We start from the raw sequence: 23,065 nt of genomic DNA on the forward strand, positions 1-23,065 counted from the left end.
GAAGACCTCGTCCTGGTTGGGCAGGTTGGCGCCGCCCGAGTCGACCAGGTAGATGCACGGCAGGTGGTTTTCCTCGGCGATCTCCTGCGCGCGCACATGCTTCTTGACCGTCATCGGGTAATACGTGCCGCCCTTGACGGTGGCGTCGTTGCAGACGATCACGCATTCCTGGCCAGCGACGCGGCCGATGCCGGTGATGATGCCGGCGCCGGGCGCGGCATCGTCGTACATGTCGTACGCGGCCAGCTGCGACAGCTCCAGGAACGGCGTGCCGGGGTCGAGCAGCTGCTGCACGCGCTCGCGCGGCAGCAGCTTGCCGCGTGCCAGGTGCTTGTCGCGCGCCGCCGCGCCGCCGCCTTCGGCCAGCTTCGCGATCTTCGCCTTCAGGTCGGCCACCAGCGCGCGCATGGCCTCGGCATTGGCCTTGAAGGATTCGGCGCGGGCGTTGAGTTTGCTTTCGAGCGTGGGCATCTCGGAGTCTCTTGCTGGCAGATAAGGTTGGGGGCCGCCTGATGCTGTGCCGTGGCGGCCGGACTCAGCCGGCTGCCTTCGGCAACGGATGCCCGGGCATCAGCGCATAGGGATGCTTCCAGCCCGGCAGGGCGCGGAAGCGCTCGGTCCACGCGTGGATATGCGGATATTCCTTGCGCCAGTGCACGCCGATCTCGTCATCGAAGAAGACGTAGCCCGCCAGCGAGAAGTCGGCGATGGTGGCGCGCTCGCCCAGCACGAAGTCACGTCCGGCCAGGTGTGCGTTGAGCACGTTCCACGCGCCTTCGCAGCGCGCGCGGAAGAAATCCAGCACGGCGGGATCGGGCGACCTGGCGAAGGTGCGCATGAAGCGGTAGGTGGCGGTGTACGAGGTGAACTTGTGGTTGTCGAACAGCAGCCAGCGCAGCACCTCGGCGCGCTCGGCTTCGTTGCGCGGGCCGAACGCATCCAGGCGCGCGGCCAGCGTCTCGAGGATGGCGCCGGACTGCGACAGGCGCTGGCCGCCGAACTCCAGCACCGGCACCTCGCCCATCACGTTGATGGCGCGGTATTCCGGGGTGCGGGTCTCGCCGTTGAAGAAATCGACAAAGCGCGCCCGCCACAACGACTGGCCGCGCTGCACGCCGACGGTTTCCAGCAGCTGCGCCACCTTGTAGGCGTTGCCGGACTGGGCAAAGCAATACAGCAGGTACTCGGGTTCGTTCTGCTTGTCGGTGCTCATGGTTTCTCCCCGATGATGTCGCCATCCACATAAAGCCAGCGCGGCGCCTCGCCCGGGGCGCGCGCCTCGCAGACAAAGCGGCTGCGCTCATGCAGCCGCCAGGCGCGCCCGCCTACCTTGTAGCGCGCCACGAATTCCACTTCGGCATGGGTGTCGTCCTGCTGCGCATGCGCCTTGACCGCCAGGCCGAGCCAGCGCGTCGCGGTGTCCGGCACCAGGTCGGCCGGGCAGGTGGACGCATGCCAGGTCTGGCGCAGCCAGTCGATATCGTTCAGCACATAGGCGCTGTAGCGCGAGCGCATCAGCGCCTCGGCATTGGGCGGCAGCGCCTCGCCGCGATGAAAGCGGCCGCAGCAGGCGTCATAGTCAGCGCTGCCGCACGGGCACGGCTGCGGGCCGGCCTTGCGCAGACGCTGTGCCGCCCTGGTTGCCTTCGCCGCCTTCATGCCCGTCATCCCACCAGCTCCGGCAGCTCGCGCATATCGGTGAAGATGATGCGCGCGCCGGCCTCGCGCAGCTGCGCGGCATCGTTGCGCGCGGCGTAGCCGAACACCGTCATGCCGGCCGCCACGCCCGCGGTCACGCCGGTCGGGCTGTCCTCCACCACGGCGCAGCGCGCGGGCTCGACGCCCATGGTGCGCGCGGCCAGCAGGTACACGTCCGGCGCCGGCTTGCTGCGCGCCACTTCGGTGGCCGAGAAGATATGCTCGCGCTGGTCTTGCTGGAACAGCTCGACCAGCCCGGTCTTGGTCAGCTGCAGCTTGACCTTGACGCGGTCCGCGCCCGACGCCACGCACACCGGCATGCCGGTGGCGGCGACCGCGCGGATGGCCTCGCGCACATGCGCCACCGCCGCGACCTCTTCTTCCAGCACCGCATTGCGGCGCGCGAGCCAGGTCGAGAGCCAGTTCTCGGGCAGCGGCGCGCCGCGCATGCGTTCGATCATGTCGAGCTCTTCGCGCACCGCGCGGCCCAGGAACAGGCGCGTGGAGTCTTCCAGCGAGATCTCGATGCCGAGCTCGTTCAGCATCTGGTTGAGCACGCGGTTGACGATGGGCTCGCTGTCGACGAGCACGCCGTCGCAATCGAAGATCACACAATCGAAGCGGCCGGAATGGCCGGGGGTTGCTGCAGTCATGCGGGTTTCTTTTCCTTGGTATCGGGGTTGGGCACGGCCCGGAGTTCGGTCTGGCGGCGGCTCTTCAGGTGGGCCTCGATCTGGTCGAAGCGGTCGAAGCCCCAGAACGGCTCGCCGTCGACGATGACGAAGGGCGAGCCGAACACGCCCTTGGCCATCGCCACGTCGATCTCGGCCTTGAGCTGGTCCTTGATCTGGTAGCTGGTGGCGCCGGCATCGAGCGCCTGCACGTCCACGCCCAGCGGCTCGGCCAGCTTCATGATCTCCGCCGGCTCGGCGATGTTGATGTCGTCGACGAACAGGGCGCGGTACACGGACCTGGCGAAGGCCGCGGCGAGGTCATCGCCGTGATGGTTCTGCAGCCACAGCATGGCGCGCGCGGCATGCGTGGTCGGCAGCGGGAAATGGGTTGGGCGCTTGTAGTCGATGCCGTGGAAGCGCGCGGTGCGCTCGAAGTCGCGCCAGCTGTAGTCGCCCTTGAGCGGCAGCTGCGGCAGCGGCGATGCGCCGGTGGTCTTGAACACCACGCCCAGCAGGATCGGATGCCAGGCGACGTTGCGCCCGTACTTCTGCGCCAGGTCGTCGATACGGGTACTGGCGAAGTAGCCGTACGGCGAAGAGAAATCAAAATAGAAGTCGATCGCTGCGGTCATGTCGGGGGCCCTATTCTTGTGGTGGCAGGTCCGGTTGCGGGAAGACGTGACGCCGGCGCGGCACGCCTGCTCATCGTACGCGCAAATGGCGGCGCTAGGCCAGCGCGCGCGCGATCAGGATCTTCTGGATGTCGCTGGTGCCCTCGTAGATCTGGCACACGCGCACGTCGCGGTAGATGCGCTCGACCGGGAAGTCGCTGACGTAGCCGTAGCCGCCGAACACCTGGATCGCGTCGGAGCTGACCCGCTCGGCCATCTCGCTGGCGAACAGCTTGGCCATCGCCGCCTCCTTCAGGCACGGGCGGCCGGCATCGCGCAGCGCGGCGGCGTGCCACACCATCTGGCGCGCGACGTCGATGCGCGTGGCCATCTCGGCCAGGCGGAACTGCACCGCCTGGTGCTGGAACAGCGGCTGGCCGAAACTCTCGCGTTCCTTGGCATACGCAAGCGCCGCTTCAAACGCGGCGCGCGCCATGCCGATGCTCTGCGAGGCGATGCCGATGCGGCCGCCCTCCAGCCCCGACAGCGCCATCTTGTAGCCGCCGCCTTCGTCGCCGAGCAGGTTGGCGGCCGGCACGCGGCAATCCTCGAACAGGATCTGCGCGGTGTCCGACGAATGCTGGCCGAGCTTGTCCTCGAGCCGCGCCACCACGTAGCCCGGGGTCGAGGTCGGCACGATGAAGGCGCTGATGCCGCGCTTGCCGGCGGCCTTGTCGGTCACCGCCAGCACGATCGCCACGTCGGCGTTCTGGCCGCTGGTGATGAACTGCTTGACGCCGTTGAGCACGTAGTGGTCGCCGTCGCGGACCGCGCTGGTGCGCAGCGCCGAGGCATCGGAGCCGACGTGCGGCTCGGTCAGGCAGAACGCGCCCAGCATCTCGCCGCGCGCCAGCGGCACCAGCCACTGCTGCTTCTGCGCCTCGCTCGCGAACGACATCAGCATGCTGCACACCGGGCAGTTATTGACGCTGATGACGGTGGAGGTGCCGCCGTCGCCCGCCGCGATCTCTTCCAGGATCAGCGCCAGCGACAGGTAATCGAGCCCGGCGCCGCCATACTGCTCCGGCACCGCCACGCCATAGGCACCCAGCGCCGCCAGCTCGCGGTGCACGTCCTTGGGGAAGGTCTTGTCGCGGTCCCACTGCGCGGCCTGCGGCGCGATCACTTCCTGCGCGAACTGGCGCACGGCGTCGCGGATCATTTCCTGTTCGGGGGTCAGCAGCATGTCGGTTCGGTGATGAAGTGTACGGGCGCCCTTTACCAGGGGATGGGGGTGCCGTCGTAGTTGTGGAAGGTGCCGTTGTCGCGGCGCTTGACGCTGGCCAGCACCTGGCGCATGCCCTTGACGCTCTGCTGCACGGTCAGGTCGGCTTCCTGGCCGCCCATGTCGGTCTTGACCCAGCCCGGGTGCAGCGCGACGCAGGTGGCGTGGCGCGCATCCAGCGCCACCGCGCGCAGCGCGGCGTTGGCGCCCGCCTTGCTGACGCGGTACAGCCAGCTGGTGCTGTGCTCCATCGCGCCGATGCTGCCCATGCGCGAGGACAGCACCGCCAGCACGCCGCCATGGCCGGACTGCCCGGCCTCGACATAGGGCAGCAGCAACGGCAGCGCCATCATCGGCCCGAGCACGTTGACATGCATGACGCGATCGAACTCCGGCGGCGTGACCGGTTGCGCGCTCTCGGTGCGCGGCCCCATCACGCCGGCGTTGTAGATCGCGACGTCGAGCGCCTCGCCATCGAGCTTCCAGCCCAGGCCCGCCACCGCGCCGGCATCGGACAGGTCGGCCTGGTGCGCCTCGGCGCCGAGCGCCTCCAGCGCACCGACGCCTTCGGGCGTGCGCGCCGCCGCGATGACGCGCCAGCCGTCGGCACGGTACTGGCGCACGAATTCAAGGCCGATGCCGCGCGAGGCACCTAGGATGAGGGCGGTTGGCAAGGGTGGGCCTCCTTTCTGGAACTGGCCGGCGTCGGGTAACGCCGGCTGCGGGTTCAGCATCGGTCTTGCTCCTTCTCCCGCTTGCGGGAGAGGGTTGGGGTGAGGGTGGGCGTTACCACCAAGTGAAGCTGGTCGTGCTTGGCACGCGCTGGCCCTCACCCCCGCCCCTCTCCCGCGAGCGGGAGAGGGGAGAACACAAGCGGTGAGCGTGGGGCGTTACAGGATCTCGATCCCCACCGCCGTCGCCTCGCCGCCGCCGATGCACAGGCTCGCCACGCCGCGCCTGCCGCCGGTCTTGCGCAGCGCGCCGATCAGCGTGGTCATGATGCGCGCGCCCGAGGCGCCGATCGGGTGGCCCAGCGCGCAGGCGCCGCCGTGGATGTTGACCTTGTCGCGCGGGATCTTGAGGTCGTGCATGGCCGCCATCGGCACCACGGCGAAGGCCTCGTTGATCTCGAACAGGTCGACGCTGTCGGTGTTCCAGTCGAGCTTGCGATACAGCTTGGCGATGGCCTCGACCGGCGCGGTGGTAAACCAGCCCGGCGCCTGCGCATGGGTGGTGTGGCCCAGCATGCGGGCGATCGGCTGCAGGCCCAGCTTTTTCGCCGTGGCGGCGCGCATCATCACCAGTGCCGAGGCGCCGTCGTTGATCGACGACGACGAGGCCGCGGTGATGGTGCCGTCCTTGGCAAACGCCGGCTTGAGCGACGGGATCTTGTCGAGCTTGATGCGGCGCGGGCCTTCGTCGGTGTCGATCACGGTGTCTCCGCCCTTGCCCGATACCGTTACCGGCGCGATCTCCCAGCGGAAATCGCCGTTCTCGGTAGCCTGCTGCGCGCGGCGCACGCTTTCCATCGCGAACTCGTCCTGCTGCTGGCGCGTGAATCCGTACTTGGCGGCGCAGTCCTCGCCGAAGGTGCCCATGGCGCGGCCCTTGTCATACGCGTCTTCCAGGCCGTCCAGCATCATGTGGTCGTAGATCATGCCGTGGCCGATGCGGTAGCCGCCGCGGCCCTTGGGGATAAGGTACGGCGCATTGGTCATGCTTTCCATGCCGCCGGCGACCGCGATCTCGAACGAGCCCGCGACCAGGCCGTCATAGACGGTCATGGCCGCGCGCATGCCCGAGCCGCACATCTTGTTGACGGTGGTGCAGCCCGTGCCCAGCGGCAGGCCCGCGCCGAGCGCGGCCTGGCGCGCCGGAGCCTGGCCCTGCCCTGCCGGCAGCACGCAGCCGAACACCACTTCCTCTACCTGCTCGGGCTTGAGCCCGGCGCGCTCGACCGCCGCGCGGATGGCCACGGCGCCCAGCTGCGGCGCGGTGACGCTGGCGAATTCGCCCTGGAACGCAGCCATCGGCGTGCGGGCGGCTGAAACGATGACGATCTCTTCCATGTCGGGTCTCCTGGATCGGTAGCTAGGTATCGGTGGTGGCGGATAGACGGGTCAGCGGATCGACGCCTGCGGCGGCTCGCCGTACTGGCGGTAGGCCGCGGCCAGCTGCTCGTGCAGCTCGTCGTTGTTGCTGGCGGCCATGCCCAGGTCGCGCAGCAGGCCGTCGGACACGCCGTAGATCCAGCCGTGCACGGTGATGGCCTGGCCGCGGGCCCAGGCGTCCTGGATCACGGTGGTCTGGCAGACGTTGTTGACCTGCTCGATCACGTTGAGCTCGCACAGCCGGGTATGGGCGTCTTCCTCGCGCAGGATGGTGCCGAGGTAGGACTCATGCTTGTCGGCCACGTCGCGCACGTGGCGCAGCCAGTTGTCGGCCAGGCCGATGCGCTCGCGCTTGAGCGCCACCTTGACGCCGCCGCAGCCGTAGTGGCCCACCACGGTGATATGGCGCACCTTGAGCACTTCCACCGCGAACTGGATCACCGACAGCGCGTTCAGGTCGCTGTGCGCGATCACGTTGGCGATGTTGCGGTGGACGAACACCTCGCCCGGCGCCAGGCCCAGGATCTGGTTGGCCGGCACGCGCGAATCGGAGCAGCCGATCCACAGGTATTCCGGCGCCTGCTGGTTGGCCAGGCGGGTGAAGAAGGCCGGATCTTCCGCATTGACGCGGTCGACCCAGTCACGGTTGTTGCGGAACAGCTGGGCGATGGCGTCATTCATGCGACTCTCCTTGCAGGGCCGGCAGCGGGCTGGGGGTGGGGCTGATTGACGGACGGCTCGGCGCCGTAGCGGTGAATGAACCGCTCTGAAGCGTGATAGGCAAAAAAGTCATGGACATGTCCGGCCAGCAGCCGGTCCTTGTGGCTCTGCCACATGGCAGGGTCAAAAAAATCCGCATGGTGCCGCAGGAACGCCGCGCCTACGCGCGGATCGCCCAGCAGGAAGGTGCGGAAGGTCTCGGGAAAGATGTCGTGCGGACGCACGGTGTACCAGACTTCGCCCGACATTTCCTCTTCCTCGTTGCGCGGCTGCGGCACGTGGCGGATGTTGCAGTCGGTCAGGTACTCGATCTCGTCGTAGTCGTAGAACACCACGCGGCCGTGGCGCGTGACGCCGAAGTTCTTGTACAGCATGTCGCCCGGGAAGATGTTCGCGGCGATCAGTTCCTTGATCGCGTTGCCGTACTCGAGCACGCCGTGCTCGACCTGCGCGTCGGAACCCTCCTGCAGGTAGATGTTCAGCGGCGTCATGCGGCGCTCGATATAGACGTGGCGCACCACGATCTCTTCGTCGCCGTCCTTGGCGCGCTGGTATTCGATCATCGACGGGGCATGCTGCTCGAACTCGCGCACCAGCGCATCGTCGAAGCGCGACAGCGGAAACGCCACGTCGGAATATTCCAGCGTATCCGCCATGCGGCCGACGCGATCGTGCTGCTTGACCAGCTGGTACTTCGACTTGACCAGCTCGCGCGTGGTTTCCTTGGGCGCGGGGAAAACATCGCGGATCACCTTGAACACGTACGGGTACGACGGCAGCGTGAACACCAGCATCACCAGCCCGCGGATGCCGGGAGCGACGATGAACTTGTCCGACGAATGCTGCAGGTGGTGCAGGAAATCGCGGTAGAACAGGTTCTTGCCCTGCTTCTGCAGGCCCAGCGAGGTATAGATCTCCGCGCGCGGCTTGCGCGGCATGATGTCGCGCAGGAAAGTCACGTAGGCCGACGGGATCTCCATGTCGACCATGAAGTAGGAATGCGTGAACGAGAACAGGATCAGCAGCTGTTCCTTCTTCAGCAGCACGGTGTCGAGCACCAGCTTGCCCGAGGGCCCGTGCAGGATCGGGATCGCCAGCGGGAAGGTGCGGTCGCCGTTGAGGATGCGACCGATGATAAAGGCCGCCTTGTTGCGGAAGAACAGCGACGACAGCGTATGGATCTGGAAATTCGGCGCGATGCGCAGGTCGCCGAAATGCTCGCCGACGGCGCGCACCACGTAGCCGATGTCGCGCTGCAGGTCCTCGAACGGGCGCTCCAGCTGGAAATTGTGGACGATGCGCTCGAAGCACGCGGCCATGCCTTCGCGGCTGCCCGGATAGTAGGCGCGGAAGGTCGGGCGCGTGGGCGATTCCTCGTTCTCGATGTACTCGGTCGAGATCGCCGGGCGCACGAAGATGAAGTCGTTGTTGAAGTAAGAGCGGTGCAGGATGCGCGTGCACACCGAGTTGAAGAAGGTCTCGGCCAGCTCGGGCTGGTGGTGGTTGGTCAGCAGCCCGATGTAGTGCAGCTTGATCTGCTGCCAGATCTCGTCCTCGATGTTCTCGGCGTCGTACTCGTCTTCCAGGATCACGCTGGATTCGCGCACGCGCTCGTTGTAGAAGGCGATGCGGTCGCGCTGGATCTGCTGCAGCCCGTGCCAGTCGCCGGCCTCGAACTTCAGCTTGGCCTCGTGGCTGACCTCGCGGAACAGGCGGTAGTGCTTGTCGAACCCGTCGAGCATCGTTCTCGCCACATCGTAGGCAATCTGCGAGGAGAGCAGTTTGGGGAAGTGGGACATGGGTCGACGGGGACGACTACGTGACGGTCTTGCGACGGGTAATGAGATTGTAAATGGGTTCTGGCCCAGGGCCCCGGATGCCCGGGGACGCCGGAGGTGATTCCGGCGCCCCGGCGCACCGTTACATGGTTTCCGCGAACAGCTCGCGCCCGATCAGCATGCGGCGGATCTCCGAGGTGCCGGCGCCGATCTCGTACAGCTTGGCGTCGCGCCACAGGCGCCCGGCCGGGTACTCGTTGATATAGCCGTTGCCGCCCAGGATCTGCACGGTTTCGCCCGCCATCCAGGTGGCCTTCTCCGCGGTGTACAGGATCACCGCGGCGCAGTCCTTGCGCACCTGGCGCACGTGGTCGCTGCCGAGCGCGTCCAGGTTCTTCCCTACCGTGTACAGGTAGCTGCGCGCCGCCTGCAGCGTGGTGTACATGTCGGCCACCTTGCCCTGGATCAGCTGGAATTCGCCGATGCTCTGGCCGAACTGCTTGCGGTCGTGGATATACGGCGTGACCACGTCCATGCACGCCTGCATGATGCCGACCGGGCCGCCGGACAGCACCGCGCGCTCGTAGTCCAGGCCGCTCATCAGCACCCTGGCGCCACCGTTCTCGGCACCGAGGATGTTCTCGGCCGGCACTTCCACGTCCTCGAACACCAGCTCGCCGGTGTGCGAGCCGCGCATGCCCAGCTTGTCCAGCTTCTGCGCCACCGAGAAGCCCTTCATGCCCTTCTCGACGATAAAGGCGGTCATGCCGCGCGCGCCCAGCTCGGGCTCGGTCTTGGCGTAGACCACCAGCACGTCGCAGTCCGGGCCGTTGGTGATCCACATCTTGGTGCCGTTGAGCACGTAGCGGTCGCCCTTCCGTTGCGCGCGCAGCTTCATGCTGACCACGTCGGAGCCGGCGTTGGGCTCGCTCATCGCCAGCGCGCCGATCCATTCGCCCGAGACCAGCCTGGGCAGGTACTTCGCCTTCTGTGCCGGCGTGCCGTTGCGATGGATCTGGTTCACGCACAGGTTGGAATGCGCGCCGTACGACAGGCCCACCGAGGCCGAGGCGCGGCTGATTTCCTCCATCGCGATCATGTGGGCCAGGTAGCCCATGTTGGCGCCGCCGTATTCCTCGGCCACGGTAATGCCGAGCACGCCCAGGTCGCCCATCTTTTTCCAGGCGTCCATCGGGAACTGGTCGGTGCGGTCGATCTCGGCCGCGCGCGGAGCCAGTTCGGCCTGGGCCCAGTCGCGCACGGCGCCGCGCAGCATTTCGATGTCTTCGCCCAGATCGAATTTCAGGCCTGGCAATTCAGTCATGATGGTCTCCTGTAGGAATCGGTGTGTCGGTGTGTCGAAGGGTTCCCGGGGTCGCCGGATCGATCGGTTCAGACGTGGCCCAGCGTTTTGACCACGCACAGCGTCATCAGCATGGTCGCCACCGGCTTGCGGCGGCCTTGCTGCTCGACGTAGACATCGCCCTGCGCCACGATCAGCGTGCGCCCGGGCTTGAGCACCCGTCCCACCGCCACCAGGCGTTCGCCCTGGGCGGGGGACAGCAGGTTGATCTTGTACTCGGCGGTCAGGCCCGCCTCATCCTCGCCGACCAGCGTCAGCGCGGCATAGCCGCAGGCGCTGTCGGCCAGCGCGCCGACCACGCCGCCGTGGAAAAAGCCGTGCTGCTGGGTCACGTCCTCGGACCACGGCATCGCCAGCTCGACCTCGCCGCGCTGCACGCGCGCCAGCTCGGCGCCGAAGGTCCGCATCAGCCCCTGGCGCGAGAAGCTGGTGGCGATGGCGCCCGCGCGCGCGGCGGACAGCGGTTCCGGTTCAGCGGGCACGGCATGGGCAAGGGAGGCGGTCATGGCGGGTTCCGGTGTGGGGCCTGTCTGGACGGACAGCGCACGGCCAATGCGCTGCCCGGCTATTCTATTTACGTTTACGTAAACGTCAATGCCGGATCGCACGGACGCGTGCGCAGGTGCCGCTCACGCGGCATGGGTCTGGTCCGGCCCATTGTCGCCGCTCTGCGCCGCCAGCAGGGCCCTGCACTGGCGCTCATGCTGGTCGATCTCGGCCAGTTGCGCCTGCAGGTCCTCCATCTGTCGCTCGAGCGTGCGCCGGTGTGCCGCAAGCGCGACCAGGAACCGGTCCAGCTGCGGCGCGGTATCGCGCGGCGATTCGTAGAGATCAAGGATTTCGCGGATCTCGTTGAGAGTAAGCCCCAACCTCTTGCCGCGCAGCGTCAGCTTCAGCCGGGTCCGCTCACGGCCGTTGTAAACGCGTTTGCGCCCTCCCGGTCCCTCGCGTTGCGGCGACAGCAGGCCCTGGTCCTCGTAGAAGCGGATGGCACGCGGCGTGACGTCAAACTCACGCGCGAGGTCGGTAATGGTGTAGGTGGCGGAAGCCGCCGCTGGCGTCGCTGACATGGCCTGACCAAAGAAAGTGAACGGTCGTTCGTTGCGAAGTCAAGTTTTCGCTTAAGATGGACACGAACCCGTATGATTGACGTTTACGTTAGCGTCAACCAGATCGGCTGGCAACCGGTGCTTGCACGCCCCTGGCGCAGCTCAGGGACGTGCCGGCAAAACGAGAAAGCCCGCGTCCCGCCGCCAGGCTTCGACCACGAGACTCCTCATGAACGCACTCGAACACCAGCTCCAATACCCGTTCGGCGATACCATGCCCGCGCCCGGCGCCAGGCAGGAAGTCGCCCCCGGCGTCTACTGGCTGCGCATGCCGCTGCCGTTCGCGCTCGACCACATCAACCTGTGGCTGCTGCGCGACCGCCTGGACGGGCGCGACGGCTGGACCATCATCGACTGCGGCATCACCAACGATGTCATCAAGGGCCACTGGGAAACGATCTTCGCCAACGAGCTGGAAGGCCTGCCGGTGGTGCGCGTGCTGGTCACGCACAGCCATCCCGACCACGTCGGCCTGGCGCACTGGCTGTGCCGGCGGTTCGACGTGCGCCTGTGGATGAGCCTGGGCGACTACATGAGCGCGCGCGTGATGGGCAGCGGCACCGGCGCCGGCTCCAGCGCCGGCGGCGAAGCGGCTGCCGCGCATTTCGCGGTGCACGGCCTGACCGATCCCGACAGCCAGGAAAAGCTGCGCGCGCGCAAGACCTACTACCCGTCGCTGGTGCCCGACCTGCCGAGCCAATACCGCCGCCTGATGGAAGGCGACACGGTGCGGATCGGCACCGATCCGGCCACCTCCGGCTGGCGCGTGATCACCGGCTTCGGCCATTCGCCAGAGCATGTGGCGCTGTATAACGCCGCCACCAATGTGCTGGTCTCCGGCGACATGGTGCTGCCGCGCATTTCGACCAATGTCAGCGTGTTCGACATGGAGCCCGAGGCCAATTCGCTGCAGCTCTACCTGGATTCGCTGGGCAAGTACGAGCCGCTGCCGCAGGACGTGCTGATCCTGCCGTCGCACGGCCGCCCGTTCCGCAACCTGCATACCCGCATCATGCAGCTGCGCGAGCACCATGCCGACCGCCTCGCCGAAACGCTGGAGGCGTGCCGCGCCAAACCCTGCAGCGCGCACGACATCGTCGGCGTGATCTTCAAGCGCCAGTTCGACATCCACCAGATGACCTTCGCCATGGGCGAGTCGCTGGCGCACCTGCACTGCCTGTGGCACCGCGGCGAGCTGGTGCGCGAAACCGGCGACGACGGCGTGATCCGCTTCCGCGCCGCCTGAGCGCTTCAGCTGGCGGCCGCCAGCGCCGCCAGGTAGCGCACCCCGTCGACGGCGCGGCTGCCGTACCACGACAGCATCTCGCCGTCGACCAGCAGCACCGGCTTGCCGAGCTGGCGCTCGAGCGCGTCGGCGTGGTCTTCGGTAAAGCGATAGGGCTCGGTCGACAGCAGCACCAGGTCGAGCTCGCGCACCAGCGCGTCGCTCCAGCGGAAGGTCGGATAGCGCTCGCCGGGCGCATTCGGACGGCTGCAGTCGCCGCCTGCGCAAGCCTGTACGCTGTCCGCGCCGCCAGGCCAGGTCTGCCAGTTGGCCAGCGCCAGCATGCGGCTGATATAGGTATCGCGCGACACCGTCATCCACGGGTCCTGCCAGATCGCATACAGCACCCGGCGCGCCGGCCATGGCCGCACGCGGATCGCATCCAGCTGCGCCTGCAGCGCCGCGCACAGCGCCTCGGCCTCGGCATGGCAGCCGAAGATGCCGCCCAGCAGCCGGTACAGCCCGAAGTTGTCCTCGGGCGCGCACGGATGGGTGACGATCACGTTGGGAACGAAGTCGCGGATCTCGTCCACGGTCTCGCGCCGGTTCTCGTCGATATTGACCACCACATGCGTGGGCGCCAGCGCGCGCAGCCGCGCCACGTTGACGTCCTTGGTGCCGCCCACCTTGGGCACGGCGCGCACCGCCGGTTCCGGGTGGATGCAGAAGCCGGTGCGCGCCACCATCTGTCGCGCCAGCCCGAGCGCGAACAGCAGCTCGGTCACCGACGGCACCAGCGAGGCAATCCGCACCACGCCCGTGGCGGCGGCATGCTGCTGGCCGATGGCGTCGCGCCACATCTCAGGGCTCCCCGGATGCGTCGGCACGACGCGGCTTGCGCGGTGCGCCCGCGGCAAGCGCGTCGTACAGCCAGCGCGGCATCACGTGCAGCAGCGCCGCCACCACGCCCATCGGCCACGGGATCACGCGGAAGCGCCGGCCCGCCGCGATCACGCGCACGGCCTTGCGCGCGAACACGTCGGCATCGGTCAGGAACGGCATGCGGTACGGGTTGTGCGCGGTCATCGGCGTGCGGATATAACCGGGCGCGATCGTGACCACGCGGATGTCGTGCCGGCGCTGCTCCAGCCGCAGGCTTTCGAGCAGCTTGATCACCGCCGACTTGGAAGCGCTGTAGGCCCCCGCGCCCGGCAGCCCGCGCACCCCCGCCACGCTGGCAATGCCCACCAGCGTGCCGCGCCGGCCGAAATGGCCGGGCTCGCGCGCCTGCATCGCGTGCAGGAAAGGCTGGAAGGTGGTCAGCACGCCGAACCAGTTGGTATCCATGACCTGGCGGAAGGCATCCAGGTCCTCGCGCTCGCTGGCGACGGTGCCGACCGAGACCCCGGCATTGGCGATCACCACATCCGGGCAGCCGAACTGTCCCATGAAGTCTGCCGCCGCGCGCGCCATCGCGTCGGCATCGCGCACGTCGGCGCCATAGATTCGCACCGCGCCCGGGTCGGGCAGCGTCGCCACGAACTCGCGCAACGCGTCCTCGCGCCGCGCCACCAGGCCGAGGATGGCGCCCTGCGCGGCGTATTCGCGCGCGAGCGCCTGGCCCAGGCCGCTGGAGGCGCCGGTGAGGAAGACTTTGAGGGGACGCATGAGGGAACGAGTGCGGTCGGAAATAAAAAACGGCTGGTACAGGATACCAGCCGCTTGGCCTGCCACAGGTCCTTAACATCCTGCCTGTGTACTCCCTCTCCCGCTTGCGGGAGAGGGTTGGGGTGAGGGCCGGGCGGCACCCACGGAGTACGCGCCTGCGGTATGCCCGCGCCTGCCCTCACCCCGGCCCCTCTCCCGGCGGGAGAGGGGAGCAAACCCTCATCACATCTTCTTCGCCTTGATCTGCTCCACCAGGTAATCCATGGTCTGCACCGCGCCCTGCTTGTTGCCGGCGATCGACGGCGAGGTCACGTACTTGCCCTGCACCACCACGGTCGGCACGCCGTCGATCTTGTAGGCGTCGGCGATCTTGTTGGCGCGCTGCGAGTTGGTCGTCACCGTGAACGAGTTGTACGCATCCAGGAAGGCCTTGCGGTCGACGCCGTTCTTGGCCATGAAATCGGCGATCTCGTTGGGGTCGGTCAGGCGCTTGCGGTCCACGTGGATGGCGCTGAAGACCTTGTTGTGCATGGCATCGAGCTTGCCGATGGCTTCCAGCGCGTAAAAGATCTTGGTGTGCGGCAGCAGGTCGTCGCGAAACGCGACCGGCACGCGCTTGAACACCACATTGCCGCCCTGCTTCTTGACCCAGGCTTCCAGGTCGGGCTCGAAGTCATAGCAGTGCGGGCAGCCATACCAGAAGAACTCGGTCACCTCGATCTTGCCCGCCGCGACCGGCTGGGGCGTCTTCAGGACCTGGTACTCCTTGCCTTCGGTGGGTGCCGCGTGCGACGGGGCGGACATCAGCAGGCCGCCCACGGCGGCGAACATGGCGAACAGTGCGGCGAGTTTTTTCATTTGTGAACGGCCTTGCGGTTTGGACGATGAGCGTATGACAGCGGCGGCGGCACCCGGTTCATCGGCGCCCCCGCCGCTTATGGCGGAACCTGTTGCTGCGGCGTTGCGGCGGTTACCGGGTATTAAGCGGTGCCGCCTGCTGGTCCGCCTACTGCTTGGTAAAGCGGATCACCGAGGCCTCGAAACCGGACGACTGCAGCCGGTCGCGTGCCTTGTTCATGTCTTCGATGCGGTTGAAGGGCCCCAGGCGCACCCGGTACATCTTGACGCCGTTGACGTCACGCTCGGTGATGCGGGCCTCGAAGCCCTGCATCGCCAGGTTGGCCTTCTGGCGGTCGGCGTCGTCCGACGAGCGGAATGCGCCTACCTGCAGCAGGTAGCCCACCTTGTGCGCGTCGGCCTGGGCGATCTCGGCGATCGGGTCGGACACCGGCTTCTCGGCGGGCTTGGTGGCGAGCGGCTTGTCAGCCGGCTTCTCGACCGGCTTCTCGACCGGCTTGTCCAGCGGCTTCTCCGCCGGGCGCGCCGCCACCGGCGGCTGGCCGTTCTGCTTCGGCTCCGGCTCGGGCGCCTGGCCCACCGGCTTGGCCGGGGTCTTGCTCCACAGCGGCTTGTTGGGGTCGCTCGGGCCTTCGTCGGCGCGCTGGGCCGGGGACGGCAGCTGGCTGGCGACGTTGCCCGGCTCGCTCGGCCGGGGGGCGTGCTTCTGCTGGAACGGCGTCGGCGACTTGGTGATGTACAGGGCGACCACCACGGCGATGGCCAGCCCGACGATCAGCCCGAGCACCAGGCCCAGGAACGTACCGCCGCGCTGCTGGCTGCGGCGGACATTGCGCGACTCGCGCTTGCGTTGCTGTTGCATGAAGTCCTCTTCGGTGATGCCGGGATTATAGAGCCAGTGCCGCCGGCGGCCGCACCGGATCGTCCCCGGGGCCGGCTGGCCCCGGGCGTCGCCCGGCGCGCGAGCCGGGCGCCGGCGGCCTGCTTACATGCGGCGCGGGGCGGACACCCCGATCACCGCCAGGCCGTTGCGCAGCACCTGGCGCGTGGCGGCCAGCAGCGCCAGGCGGGCGCGCTTGACGGCGTCGTCGTCGACCAGCACGCGGTCGGCGTTGTAGAAGGCGTGGAAGTCGCCGGCCAGGTCGCGCAGGTAGAACGCCACCGCATGCGGCGCCAGTTCGGCCGCGGCCGCGGCCAGCATGTCGGGGAACTCGGCCAGGCGCTGTCCCAGCGCCAGCGCCTGGGCGCTGGCTTCGGCGCCGGTCACGGCGGCCAGGTCGGCGCCGGCCAGCTCGGCCAGGCGCGCTTCCCAGTCCGCGCCGCCCCAAGACTCGAAGATCGAGCAGATGCGGGCATGGGCGTACTGGACGTAGTACACCGGGTTCTCGTCGTTCTGCTTGAGCGCCAGGTCGACGTCGAACACGAACTCGGTATCGGCCTTGCGCGACAGCAGGAAGAAGCGCACCGCGTCGCGGCCGCGGGTGAAGTGCGCGGGCCAGTCGGCCACGCCGCCGTCCAGGCAGCCGCGGATGGTCTCGTCGCCACCGTTGGACCATTCGATCAGGTCGCGCACGGTGACGTAGGAGCCGGCGCGCTTGGAGATCTTGACCTCCTCGCCGTTCTTCATCACCGTCACCATCTTGTGCAGCACGTAGTCGGGATAGCCCTGCGGGATGCCGATGTCCAGGCCCTGCAGGCCGGCGCGCACGCGCGCGATGGTGCCGTGGTGGTCGCTGCCCTGCACGTTGATGACCTTGGTGAAGCCGCGCTCCCACTTGGTGGTGTGGTAGGCCACGTCCGGCACGAAATAGGTATAGGTGCCGTCGCTCTTCTTCATCACGCGGTCCTTGTCGTCGCCGTCGTCGGTGGTGCGCAGCCACAGCGCACCCTCGCTCTCGTAGGTCTTGCCTTTACCGATCAGCGACTGCACCGCGGCGTCGACGCGGCCGTCGCTGTACAGCGACGACTCCAGGTAATAGCGGTCGAACTTGACGCCGAAGGCCTGCAGGTCGATGTCCTGCTCGTTGCGCAGGTAGGTCACGGCGAACTTGCGGATCGAGTCGATGTCCTCGACGTTGCCCGAGGCGGTCACCGGCTCGCCGTCGGAGGCGCTGACGGTCTTGCCGGCGAGGAAGTCGGCGGCGATGTCGGCGATGTAGTCGCCGTTGTAGGCCGCCTCCGGCCAGCTGGCGTCGCCCGGCTTGAGGCCGCGCGCGCGCGCCTGCACCGACAGCGCCAGGGTCTGGATCTGCACGCCGGCGTCGTTGTAGTAGAACTCGCGGTGCACGTGCCAGCCCTGCCACGACAGCAGGTTGGCGAGCGCATCGCCCAGCGCCGCCTGGCGGCCGTGGCCGACGTGCAGCGGGCCGGTCGGGTTGGCCGAGACGAACTCGACCAGCACCTGGCCGTGCATGCCGCGCTCTCGTGCGCCGTAGTGATCGCCCTGGTTCAGCACCGCGCGCAGCACGTCGGCCTTGGCCGCCGGCGTCAGGCGCAGGTTGATGAAGCCGGGGCCGGCGATCTCCATGGTCGCGACCAGCGCCTGCGCACGCGCATCGGCCTGCACCGCGGCGACGATGCGCTGCGCCAGCTCGCGCGGATTGCTCTTGAGCGCGCGCGCGACCTGCATGGCGACATTGCAGGCGAGGTCGCCATGGGCGGCCACCTTGGGCCGCTCGAAGGTGACGGCGGGCAAGGTGGCATCGGCCGGGGCGAGCGCGCGCACGGCATCGGTGAACGCGGCGGCAAGATTGGAGGTCTGAACAGGCAGCATGGATGTCGGAAGCCCTGTGGGCTGGTATTCGGGCGCAGGCCCCGCGGGCCGCGCCGGTGCCACGAACGCGGCAAGTGACGGCGAATCAACGCCGCGCCGCGTGCAGGCATGGGAATCGGGAACGCGCAATTTTATCAGGTGCTATGCTGACATCATGCGCAAGGACGGCCACGGACCCCAATCCGCTCCGGCGGCCGTGCCAGACCGTGCCCGAACCGGCGCGGCATCCCGCCCCGGGGACGCCGCCCACCGTTCTCCGTGAAAGGAAAAACCATCATGCTGATCACCTTCAAATCCCACGCCGCGCAGGACCTGATCATGATGAAGGATCTGGCCGTGACGCTCCTGGGCATCATCGGCAAGCATCTCGGGGAACGGGGGGTGATCACCGTCGACGAACTGCCGCACGCGATCCACAAGCTCGAAGCGGCCGTGGCCGATGCGCGCCGCGCCCATCCCGCCGACACCGCGGTCGAGGCCCGGCCCGATGCCGACGAAGAAGAGGAAGAGCCGCTGCACCTGGGGCAGCGCGCCTATCCCTTCCTCGACATGCTGCGCGCCTCGCAGCGCGAAGGGGTCAATGTCCTCTGGGGCGTCTGAGCCGTGCCCGCCGGCCGCAAGGCGCTGAGCACCGCTGCGCGCCGGTCCACGGCTCGCGGATAAAAAAACACCCGGCACCACGACTGGCGACCGGGCTTCCGGACGAGGGTTCCGGAAAGGGGGGAATTCCGGCGGAGCAGGCTGGCACGCCAGCTGGATCTCCGCGTCAGGTGTTGTCGGTTAATCCGCGCGCTTATTCCTCATCGGCATGGTGCCGGCCATTGGCCAGCAGCAGCCCGATCAACGCGCCGACGGCGGCGGCAATCGCCACCGCCTTCAGCGGCGATTCGGCCACGCGGTGCTGGGCCTGCACCACCGCGCCATCCACGCGTTCGCGCGCGCGCATCATGCCGTCTGCAGTCTGGGCGCGCAGGCGGTGCGCCATCTCGCTGGCGCGTTCACGCAGGCGGTGGCCGGCCTGGAGGCTCTCGGCAGAGCCCTCGCGCGCCAGCACCTGGATGGTGTGCTCGAGCTGCGAGATCAGCGACTTGACTTCGCTGGACACCGGCGCCGCGGCCTCGCGCGTATCGCGCGCGGCATGCTTGATATGGCGGATCGCACTGTCGGCACTGTCGGACAGGTGGTTCAGTTCCTTCCGGACTTTGGGGTTCTGCGTCAGCATACGGTCTCCTCAGGTTCGGGTCGGCGAGGGCGTGATGCCGGCTTGCGCCGGCCTTACCGTCCCCTGCGAACGAGTCCCATCACCGCGGCAACCAGCGCCACGACCAGGAAGATGAAGAACAGGATCTTGGCGATTTCCACGGCGCCGGCGGCAATCCCGCCGAAGCCGAAAATCGCCGCGATCAGGGCGATGACGAAAAATACGAGTGCATATTGCAGCATGGCTAGGCTCCCGAAGATTCGGACCGGGCCAGGCGCACTGGCTGGGCCCATGTGAGGCTTGCGCCAACGGGTGCAAGCTCATAGCCTCATCGTAGAAAGCCACGCTTCGTGCCAATACCGACAGGCAGCCGATTCCGCTGTCAGCCAAGTCCTACAACGCCTGCCGGGCGCCACGCGGGCCCCGCGCAGCGCGTGCCGCGCACGCGCCGAGGCTGCCGCTGGCGCGAAACGCGATGCGGAAAGCCGGCGCCGGGTTGACCCATGGCGGTCGATGTGATTCCATGGGCCCTCCCTTGGCGCCGCGGCGGGCGAGCGCGCCTTCACCATAGGAATTGCCCCATGTTCAAGCAGTCATTTCTCCCTCACACGCTGTTGCTCGCGGGCGGCATCCTGCTGACCCTGGCGGTACTGGTGGCGTCGGAAACCGGCAATATCCGCCTGCGCGAAAGCTATACCGACGTGATCCGCTCGCAGCGCCTGCAGACCGAGCTGGCCGCGCTCAACGGCGAGCTGGTCAATGCCGAGGCCGGCCAGCGCGGCTTCCTGCTGACCGGCAAGGAAAGCTACCTCGAGCCGTACTACAAGGCGCTGCCGCGCATCGCCGAGCTGATGGCGCAGATCCGCGCGGGCTACGCCAATGACCCCGAAGGGCTGAAGCAGTTCGGCGATACCTCCAAGCTGGTCAACAGCAAGCTCAACGAGATGGCGCTGACGCTGGTGTACGGCAAGCGCGACCTGGAAGTCGCGCTGGACCTGATCCGCACCGACTACGGCAAGCAGACCATGGACAACGCGCGCCGCGGGCTCGACCAGCTGCAGGCGCGGGAGGCCGGCGCGGTCTCGCACCGGCTCGAGGGCGCCGAGAACGACGTGCAGCTGTCGCGCTACGGCATCGGCCTGCTTACCGCCATCAACATCATCCTGCTGATGGCGGTCGGCATCGGCCACGCCAAGCGGCTGGCGATGGCCGAGGCGGTGCGCACCCAGCTGGAAGAGGAAAGCGTGCGGCTGGACCGCAAGGTGCGCGCGCGCACGCGCCAGCTGTCGGCGCTGGCGGGCCACCTGCAGCGCGTGACCGAAGACGAGAAGACCCGCCTTGCGCGCGAACTGCATGACGAACTCGGCGCGATCCTGACCGCGATCAAGCTCGACCTGCACTGGGTGCGCCGCAAGGTACAGGCGGACCAGCCGGTGGCCGCCGAGCGCCTGACGCGCGTGATGCTGCACGTGGACCAGGGCATCCAGATCAAGCGCCGCCTGATCGAGGACCTGCGCCCCACCGTGCTGCTCAACCTGGGCCTGCGCGCCGCGGTGTGCCAGCTGGTCGAGGAAGTGGGTGCGCGCAACAACTGGGAAACCGAAGTCAGCGTGCCGGAAGACCTGCCGGCGCTGCGCGACGAAGCCGCGATCGCGCTGTACCGGATCGTGCAGGAATCGCTGACCAACGCCAGCAAGTACTCCCAGGCCAGGCACGTCGAGGTCTCGCTGGCGTGCCAGGGCGAACTGCTGACGCTGACGGTGCGCGACGACGGCAAGGGCCTGCCGCCGGACTTCGACGCCGGCAGCCAGGCCGGCCACCACGGCTTGCTGGGGATGGAGCAGCGCGTCACCGCGCTGGGCGGCAGCATGCAGATCGATTCGTCGCCGGATGCCGGGGTGCGCATCCGCATCGAGGTGCCGTTGACCGCCTCGGTGCTGGCGCCCGCCGAAGAACCCGAGAGCCCGGAGCCGGCGCGCGCCTGATCGGTCAGCCCTGCGGCGCGGCGTGTTCCTCGATCACGCGGAACACCTGCTCCAGCTCCAGGGACTTGTCGAAGAAGTAGTCGGCGCCGGCCTCGGCGCACTGGCGCCGGTACATCTCGAGCTGGGCGTGGTTGGTGTAGACGATGCGCACGGTGCCGGTGCCGGCGCGCTGCATCGCGCGCAGCACGTTGATGCCGTTACCCTGGCGCAACTGCAGGTCGACGATGGCGACGTCGTACTTGCCGGCGCCGAGCAGGCGCAGCGCCAGGGCTTCGGTATCGGCCCAGTCGACGTTCTCGATAAACGGGAAATCCTTCAGGTATTCGAGCAGCATGCCGCGCAGGACCGCCGAATCTTCAATCAGCAGCACGTTCAGCGCCCGGTAGGAAGTGTTCGAATCCTGCTCCGACATATTTTGTATTGCGGGTCCCTTCCGGGGCGGCCCGCGCGGGGCCGCGATTGAACTGCTATTCCACCAGGCCGTTCTTGATCGCGTAGTAGGTCAGGTCGGCGTTGGTCTTCATGCCCATTTTCTCCAGGATGCGCGAACGGTAGGTGCTGACGGTCTTGACGCTGAGGAACAGCTCGTCTGCGATCACCGACACCGACTGCCCGCGTGACAGCTTGCAGAAGATCTGGAACTCGCGCTCGGACAGCATCTGGTGCACCGGCTGCTCGGTCGGCTTGTCGAGCCCGCCGATCAGCAGGTCGGCCACGGTGGCGCTGACGTAGCGGCGGCCCTGCGCCACCGTGCGGATCGCCTTGACCAGGTCGTCGGGTGCGCTTTCCTTGGTCAGGTAGCCGGACGCGCCGGCACGGATCAGGTTGATCGCGTACTGGTCTTCCGGATACGTCGACAGGATCAGCACCGGCAGGTCGGGCTTGCGCTGGCGGATCAGCTTGAGCACATCGATGCCATTGCGGTCCGGCATCGAGATGTCCAGCACCAGCACGTCGAATTCGGCATCGCGCAGCTGCGCCATGACTTCGTCGCCACTGCCGGCCTCGCCGGTCACCTGGATATCGGGTTCTTCGGAAATGAACTGACGCAGCCCGGCACGCACAATCTCGTGGTCGTCGGCGATCAGGACGCGGATCATGTGAGGCTCCACGGGTTTAACGGACCGGCACTTCGGCCCGGTGCACGTCGGGTGCAGGCGGAACCGCTTGCGATGTTGTCATTGTAGTGCCGCGCGCGCGCTCGGGCTGTCGGTGTCAGGCTGACAATGCGGCGCGGCGGCAAGGCCGGCGGCGGGCACGTTGTGGCTGCGGCAAAAGCAAAGCGGGACGGATAAGATCCGTCCCGCTTTGCTGCGGCGCGTCAGGCCCTGGAACTTCCCTGGAGGGGGCCCGGCGCCGGCTGCACCGGTAGAGGCTGTGGCTAGTACTGCAAGCGACTACCCGGGGTGCTTACTGCGCTTTCGCGCCGGCTTCCGCACCGGCACTGACGCCCACGTCGGCCTTCGACTTCTTGGTCGACTTGGCGGCGTGCTTGCCATGCTTGGCCTTGCTGCCAGCCTCTGCCTTGGCCGAGCCGGTGGCGTCGGCGGCGGTGCCGGCGCTCTTGTCGACGGCGGCGCCCGCGGTCGACAGGCCCTTGTCAGCGGCGGTGCCCGCCGCCGACAGGCCCTTGTCGGTCGCCGCGCCGGCGGTCGACAGACCCTTCTCGGCCGCGCCCGCGGCGCCGGTGGCGGCACCGCCGACGGCGTTCAGGCCACCCTGAGCCGCCGCGGCGGGCGCAGGCGTGGTCACCGAGGCACCGACATCGGCCTTGGCGCCGACGGCAGCGCCGGTGCCCTGGGCCATGGCCAGCGAGGAAGCCGCAGCGATCGACAGGGCGGACAGGGAGAGCAGCAGTTTCTTCATGGACAGACTCCTTTCAGGATGCCCCACGGCGAAACATTCGCCGCGGTGATCACGCTGGTGATTGCGTGTATCGAGCCCTCAGTCTAGGGAGCCGGACCGCGGCGGTCTGTGAGCAGTTGAAAGGCACTGTAAGGAGTTGT

The 23,065-nt window shown here is 67.9% G+C and carries 26 protein-coding genes; 3 read left to right on the plus strand and 23 right to left on the minus strand.

The annotated features are described in order from the left end of the window. The 13 genes from A3AG_RS0117210 to A3AG_RS0117270 all read right to left on the minus strand — a co-directional run. Window positions 1–471: carboxyl transferase domain-containing protein (locus A3AG_RS0117210; protein WP_026164260.1), on the minus strand; the 471-nt coding region annotated here is incomplete at its 3' end. A gap of 64 nt (window positions 472–535) precedes the next feature. Then, on the minus strand, window positions 536–1,213 hold the full coding sequence (locus A3AG_RS0117215; RefSeq protein WP_018006628.1) for a glutathione S-transferase family protein: 678 nt from the start codon (window positions 1,211–1,213) through the stop codon (window positions 536–538). After that, complete coding sequence (locus A3AG_RS0117220) at window positions 1,210–1,668, minus strand: YchJ family protein (protein ID WP_018006629.1); 459 nt, start codon at window positions 1,666–1,668, stop codon at window positions 1,210–1,212. The genes A3AG_RS0117215 and A3AG_RS0117220 overlap by 4 nt, the downstream gene beginning before the upstream one ends. Continuing rightward, the gene (locus A3AG_RS0117225) at window positions 1,665–2,351 is read right to left on the minus strand and encodes an HAD family hydrolase (RefSeq protein ID WP_018006630.1); all 687 of its coding nucleotides are present in this window, start codon (window positions 2,349–2,351) and stop codon (window positions 1,665–1,667) included. The genes A3AG_RS0117220 and A3AG_RS0117225 overlap by 4 nt, the downstream gene beginning before the upstream one ends. After that, complete coding sequence (locus A3AG_RS0117230; RefSeq protein ID WP_026164262.1) at window positions 2,348–3,004, minus strand: 2-hydroxychromene-2-carboxylate isomerase; 657 nt, start codon at window positions 3,002–3,004, stop codon at window positions 2,348–2,350. The genes A3AG_RS0117225 and A3AG_RS0117230 overlap by 4 nt, the downstream gene beginning before the upstream one ends. A gap of 94 nt (window positions 3,005–3,098) precedes the next feature. After that, window positions 3,099–4,229: an acyl-CoA dehydrogenase family protein gene (locus A3AG_RS0117235; RefSeq protein WP_018006631.1), complete on the minus strand. Its 1,131-nt coding sequence runs from the start codon at window positions 4,227–4,229 to the stop codon at window positions 3,099–3,101. A gap of 32 nt (window positions 4,230–4,261) precedes the next feature. Continuing rightward, a complete protein-coding gene (locus A3AG_RS0117240; RefSeq protein WP_026164263.1) occupies window positions 4,262–4,942 on the minus strand; it encodes an SDR family oxidoreductase in 681 nt (226 codons plus the stop codon). Between the two features lie 216 nt (window positions 4,943–5,158). Then, the gene (locus A3AG_RS0117245) at window positions 5,159–6,337 is read right to left on the minus strand and encodes an acetyl-CoA C-acetyltransferase (RefSeq protein WP_018006633.1); all 1,179 of its coding nucleotides are present in this window, start codon (window positions 6,335–6,337) and stop codon (window positions 5,159–5,161) included. Between the two features lie 51 nt (window positions 6,338–6,388). Next, the gene (can, locus tag A3AG_RS0117250) at window positions 6,389–7,060 is read right to left on the minus strand and encodes a carbonate dehydratase (protein WP_012351453.1); all 672 of its coding nucleotides are present in this window, start codon (window positions 7,058–7,060) and stop codon (window positions 6,389–6,391) included. Continuing rightward, window positions 7,057–8,898, minus strand: coding sequence for a bifunctional isocitrate dehydrogenase kinase/phosphatase (aceK, locus tag A3AG_RS0117255; protein ID WP_018006634.1), 1,842 nt, complete (start codon window positions 8,896–8,898; stop codon window positions 7,057–7,059). Before aceK ends, can begins: the two co-directional genes overlap by 4 nt. A 121-nt stretch (window positions 8,899–9,019) precedes the next feature. Further along, window positions 9,020–10,201 carry an isovaleryl-CoA dehydrogenase gene (locus tag A3AG_RS0117260; protein ID WP_018006635.1) on the minus strand — a complete coding sequence of 394 codons (1,182 nt, stop codon included), beginning with the start codon at window positions 10,199–10,201 and terminating at the stop codon, window positions 9,020–9,022. A gap of 68 nt (window positions 10,202–10,269) precedes the next feature. Next, a complete protein-coding gene (locus tag A3AG_RS0117265; RefSeq protein WP_018006636.1) occupies window positions 10,270–10,746 on the minus strand; it encodes a PaaI family thioesterase in 477 nt (158 codons plus the stop codon). A gap of 123 nt (window positions 10,747–10,869) precedes the next feature. Continuing rightward, a complete protein-coding gene (locus tag A3AG_RS0117270; protein ID WP_018006637.1) occupies window positions 10,870–11,310 on the minus strand; it encodes a MerR family transcriptional regulator in 441 nt (146 codons plus the stop codon). 208 nt (window positions 11,311–11,518) lie between these two features. On the opposite strand from A3AG_RS0117270, the gene A3AG_RS0117275 reads away from it, so the two are divergent. Next, window positions 11,519–12,595 (plus strand): MBL fold metallo-hydrolase, encoded by a 1,077-nt coding sequence (locus tag A3AG_RS0117275; RefSeq protein ID WP_018006638.1) that lies wholly within the window; start codon window positions 11,519–11,521, stop codon window positions 12,593–12,595. Between the two features lie 5 nt (window positions 12,596–12,600). Here A3AG_RS0117275 and A3AG_RS0117280 read toward each other — a convergent pair whose 3' ends face one another. The 5 genes from A3AG_RS0117280 to argS form a co-directional block, all read right to left on the minus strand. Beyond that, window positions 12,601–13,434: a helical backbone metal receptor gene (locus A3AG_RS0117280; protein WP_018006639.1), complete on the minus strand. Its 834-nt coding sequence runs from the start codon at window positions 13,432–13,434 to the stop codon at window positions 12,601–12,603. Window position 13,435: 1 nt separating this feature from the next. Continuing rightward, complete coding sequence (locus A3AG_RS0117285) at window positions 13,436–14,242, minus strand: SDR family oxidoreductase (protein ID WP_018006640.1); 807 nt, start codon at window positions 14,240–14,242, stop codon at window positions 13,436–13,438. A gap of 222 nt (window positions 14,243–14,464) precedes the next feature. Beyond that, the gene (locus A3AG_RS0117290) at window positions 14,465–15,100 is read right to left on the minus strand and encodes a thiol:disulfide interchange protein DsbA/DsbL (RefSeq protein ID WP_018006641.1); all 636 of its coding nucleotides are present in this window, start codon (window positions 15,098–15,100) and stop codon (window positions 14,465–14,467) included. A 148-nt stretch (window positions 15,101–15,248) separates the two neighbouring features. Then, entirely contained in the window at window positions 15,249–15,962 is a 714-nt protein-coding gene (locus A3AG_RS0117295; RefSeq protein ID WP_018006642.1) for an SPOR domain-containing protein, read from the minus strand. A gap of 123 nt (window positions 15,963–16,085) precedes the next feature. After that, window positions 16,086–17,873 (minus strand): arginine--tRNA ligase, encoded by a 1,788-nt coding sequence (argS, locus tag A3AG_RS0117300; protein ID WP_018006643.1) that lies wholly within the window; start codon window positions 17,871–17,873, stop codon window positions 16,086–16,088. A gap of 276 nt (window positions 17,874–18,149) precedes the next feature. On the opposite strand from argS, the gene A3AG_RS0117305 reads away from it, so the two are divergent. Further along, window positions 18,150–18,473 carry a DUF1840 domain-containing protein gene (locus tag A3AG_RS0117305; protein ID WP_018006644.1) on the plus strand — a complete coding sequence of 108 codons (324 nt, stop codon included), beginning with the start codon at window positions 18,150–18,152 and terminating at the stop codon, window positions 18,471–18,473. 193 nt (window positions 18,474–18,666) lie between these two features. Here A3AG_RS0117305 and A3AG_RS0117310 read toward each other — a convergent pair whose 3' ends face one another. Together A3AG_RS0117310 and A3AG_RS33485 are read right to left on the minus strand one after the other, a co-directional pair. After that, window positions 18,667–19,095 (minus strand): DUF883 family protein, encoded by a 429-nt coding sequence (locus tag A3AG_RS0117310; protein ID WP_018006645.1) that lies wholly within the window; start codon window positions 19,093–19,095, stop codon window positions 18,667–18,669. A 53-nt stretch (window positions 19,096–19,148) separates the two neighbouring features. Beyond that, window positions 19,149–19,316 carry a DUF1328 domain-containing protein gene (locus A3AG_RS33485; RefSeq protein ID WP_010812883.1) on the minus strand — a complete coding sequence of 56 codons (168 nt, stop codon included), beginning with the start codon at window positions 19,314–19,316 and terminating at the stop codon, window positions 19,149–19,151. 339 nt (window positions 19,317–19,655) lie between these two features. Between A3AG_RS33485 and A3AG_RS0117320 the strand changes: the two genes are divergently transcribed. Then, window positions 19,656–21,059 carry a sensor histidine kinase gene (locus tag A3AG_RS0117320; protein WP_018006646.1) on the plus strand — a complete coding sequence of 468 codons (1,404 nt, stop codon included), beginning with the start codon at window positions 19,656–19,658 and terminating at the stop codon, window positions 21,057–21,059. A gap of 4 nt (window positions 21,060–21,063) precedes the next feature. Here A3AG_RS0117320 and A3AG_RS0117325 read toward each other — a convergent pair whose 3' ends face one another. The 3 genes from A3AG_RS0117325 to A3AG_RS0117335 all read right to left on the minus strand — a co-directional run bounded on the left by A3AG_RS0117325 (window position 21,064) and on the right by A3AG_RS0117335 (window position 22,925). Then, window positions 21,064–21,471, minus strand: coding sequence for a response regulator (locus A3AG_RS0117325; RefSeq protein ID WP_018006647.1), 408 nt, complete (start codon window positions 21,469–21,471; stop codon window positions 21,064–21,066). 55 nt (window positions 21,472–21,526) lie between these two features. Further along, on the minus strand, window positions 21,527–22,159 hold the full coding sequence (locus A3AG_RS0117330; RefSeq protein WP_018006648.1) for a response regulator: 633 nt from the start codon (window positions 22,157–22,159) through the stop codon (window positions 21,527–21,529). A gap of 310 nt (window positions 22,160–22,469) precedes the next feature. After that, entirely contained in the window at window positions 22,470–22,925 is a 456-nt protein-coding gene (locus A3AG_RS0117335; RefSeq protein ID WP_018006649.1) for a hypothetical protein, read from the minus strand. Between the last annotated feature and the right edge of the window lie 140 nt (window positions 22,926–23,065).

It is taken from the genome of Cupriavidus neocaledonicus (assembly GCF_000372525.1).
In the GTDB taxonomy this organism is placed as follows: Bacteria; Pseudomonadota; Gammaproteobacteria; order Burkholderiales; family Burkholderiaceae; genus Cupriavidus; species Cupriavidus neocaledonicus.

Excerpts from the sequence above, each read along its gene's own strand:
- A3AG_RS0117215 (WP_018006628.1), bottom strand. The coding sequence starts at position 1,213 with ATGAGCACCGACAAGCAGAACGAACCCGAGTACCTGCTGTATTGCTTT.
- A3AG_RS0117220 (WP_018006629.1), bottom strand. The coding sequence starts at position 1,668 with ATGACGGGCATGAAGGCGGCGAAGGCAACCAGGGCGGCACAGCGTCTG.
- A3AG_RS0117225 (WP_018006630.1), bottom strand. The coding sequence starts at position 2,351 with ATGACTGCAGCAACCCCCGGCCATTCCGGCCGCTTCGATTGTGTGATC.
- A3AG_RS0117230 (WP_026164262.1), bottom strand. The coding sequence starts at position 3,004 with ATGACCGCAGCGATCGACTTCTATTTTGATTTCTCTTCGCCGTACGGC.
- A3AG_RS0117235 (WP_018006631.1), bottom strand. The coding sequence starts at position 4,229 with ATGCTGCTGACCCCCGAACAGGAAATGATCCGCGACGCCGTGCGCCAG.
- A3AG_RS0117245 (WP_018006633.1), bottom strand. The coding sequence starts at position 6,337 with ATGGAAGAGATCGTCATCGTTTCAGCCGCCCGCACGCCGATGGCTGCG.
- can (WP_012351453.1), bottom strand. The coding sequence starts at position 7,060 with ATGAATGACGCCATCGCCCAGCTGTTCCGCAACAACCGTGACTGGGTC.
- aceK (WP_018006634.1), bottom strand. The coding sequence starts at position 8,898 with ATGTCCCACTTCCCCAAACTGCTCTCCTCGCAGATTGCCTACGATGTG.
- A3AG_RS0117260 (WP_018006635.1), bottom strand. The coding sequence starts at position 10,201 with ATGACTGAATTGCCAGGCCTGAAATTCGATCTGGGCGAAGACATCGAA.
- A3AG_RS0117265 (WP_018006636.1), bottom strand. The coding sequence starts at position 10,746 with ATGACCGCCTCCCTTGCCCATGCCGTGCCCGCTGAACCGGAACCGCTG.
- A3AG_RS0117270 (WP_018006637.1), bottom strand. The coding sequence starts at position 11,310 with ATGTCAGCGACGCCAGCGGCGGCTTCCGCCACCTACACCATTACCGAC.
- A3AG_RS0117275 (WP_018006638.1), top strand. The coding sequence starts at position 11,519 with ATGAACGCACTCGAACACCAGCTCCAATACCCGTTCGGCGATACCATG.
- A3AG_RS0117280 (WP_018006639.1), bottom strand. The coding sequence starts at position 13,434 with ATGTGGCGCGACGCCATCGGCCAGCAGCATGCCGCCGCCACGGGCGTG.
- A3AG_RS0117285 (WP_018006640.1), bottom strand. The coding sequence starts at position 14,242 with ATGCGTCCCCTCAAAGTCTTCCTCACCGGCGCCTCCAGCGGCCTGGGC.
- A3AG_RS0117290 (WP_018006641.1), bottom strand. The coding sequence starts at position 15,100 with ATGAAAAAACTCGCCGCACTGTTCGCCATGTTCGCCGCCGTGGGCGGC.
- A3AG_RS0117295 (WP_018006642.1), bottom strand. The coding sequence starts at position 15,962 with ATGCAACAGCAACGCAAGCGCGAGTCGCGCAATGTCCGCCGCAGCCAG.
- argS (WP_018006643.1), bottom strand. The coding sequence starts at position 17,873 with ATGCTGCCTGTTCAGACCTCCAATCTTGCCGCCGCGTTCACCGATGCC.
- A3AG_RS0117305 (WP_018006644.1), top strand. The coding sequence starts at position 18,150 with ATGCTGATCACCTTCAAATCCCACGCCGCGCAGGACCTGATCATGATG.
- A3AG_RS0117310 (WP_018006645.1), bottom strand. The coding sequence starts at position 19,095 with ATGCTGACGCAGAACCCCAAAGTCCGGAAGGAACTGAACCACCTGTCC.
- A3AG_RS33485 (WP_010812883.1), bottom strand. The coding sequence starts at position 19,316 with ATGCTGCAATATGCACTCGTATTTTTCGTCATCGCCCTGATCGCGGCG.
- A3AG_RS0117320 (WP_018006646.1), top strand. The coding sequence starts at position 19,656 with ATGTTCAAGCAGTCATTTCTCCCTCACACGCTGTTGCTCGCGGGCGGC.
- A3AG_RS0117325 (WP_018006647.1), bottom strand. The coding sequence starts at position 21,471 with ATGTCGGAGCAGGATTCGAACACTTCCTACCGGGCGCTGAACGTGCTG.
- A3AG_RS0117330 (WP_018006648.1), bottom strand. The coding sequence starts at position 22,159 with ATGATCCGCGTCCTGATCGCCGACGACCACGAGATTGTGCGTGCCGGG.
- A3AG_RS0117335 (WP_018006649.1), bottom strand. The coding sequence starts at position 22,925 with ATGAAGAAACTGCTGCTCTCCCTGTCCGCCCTGTCGATCGCTGCGGCT.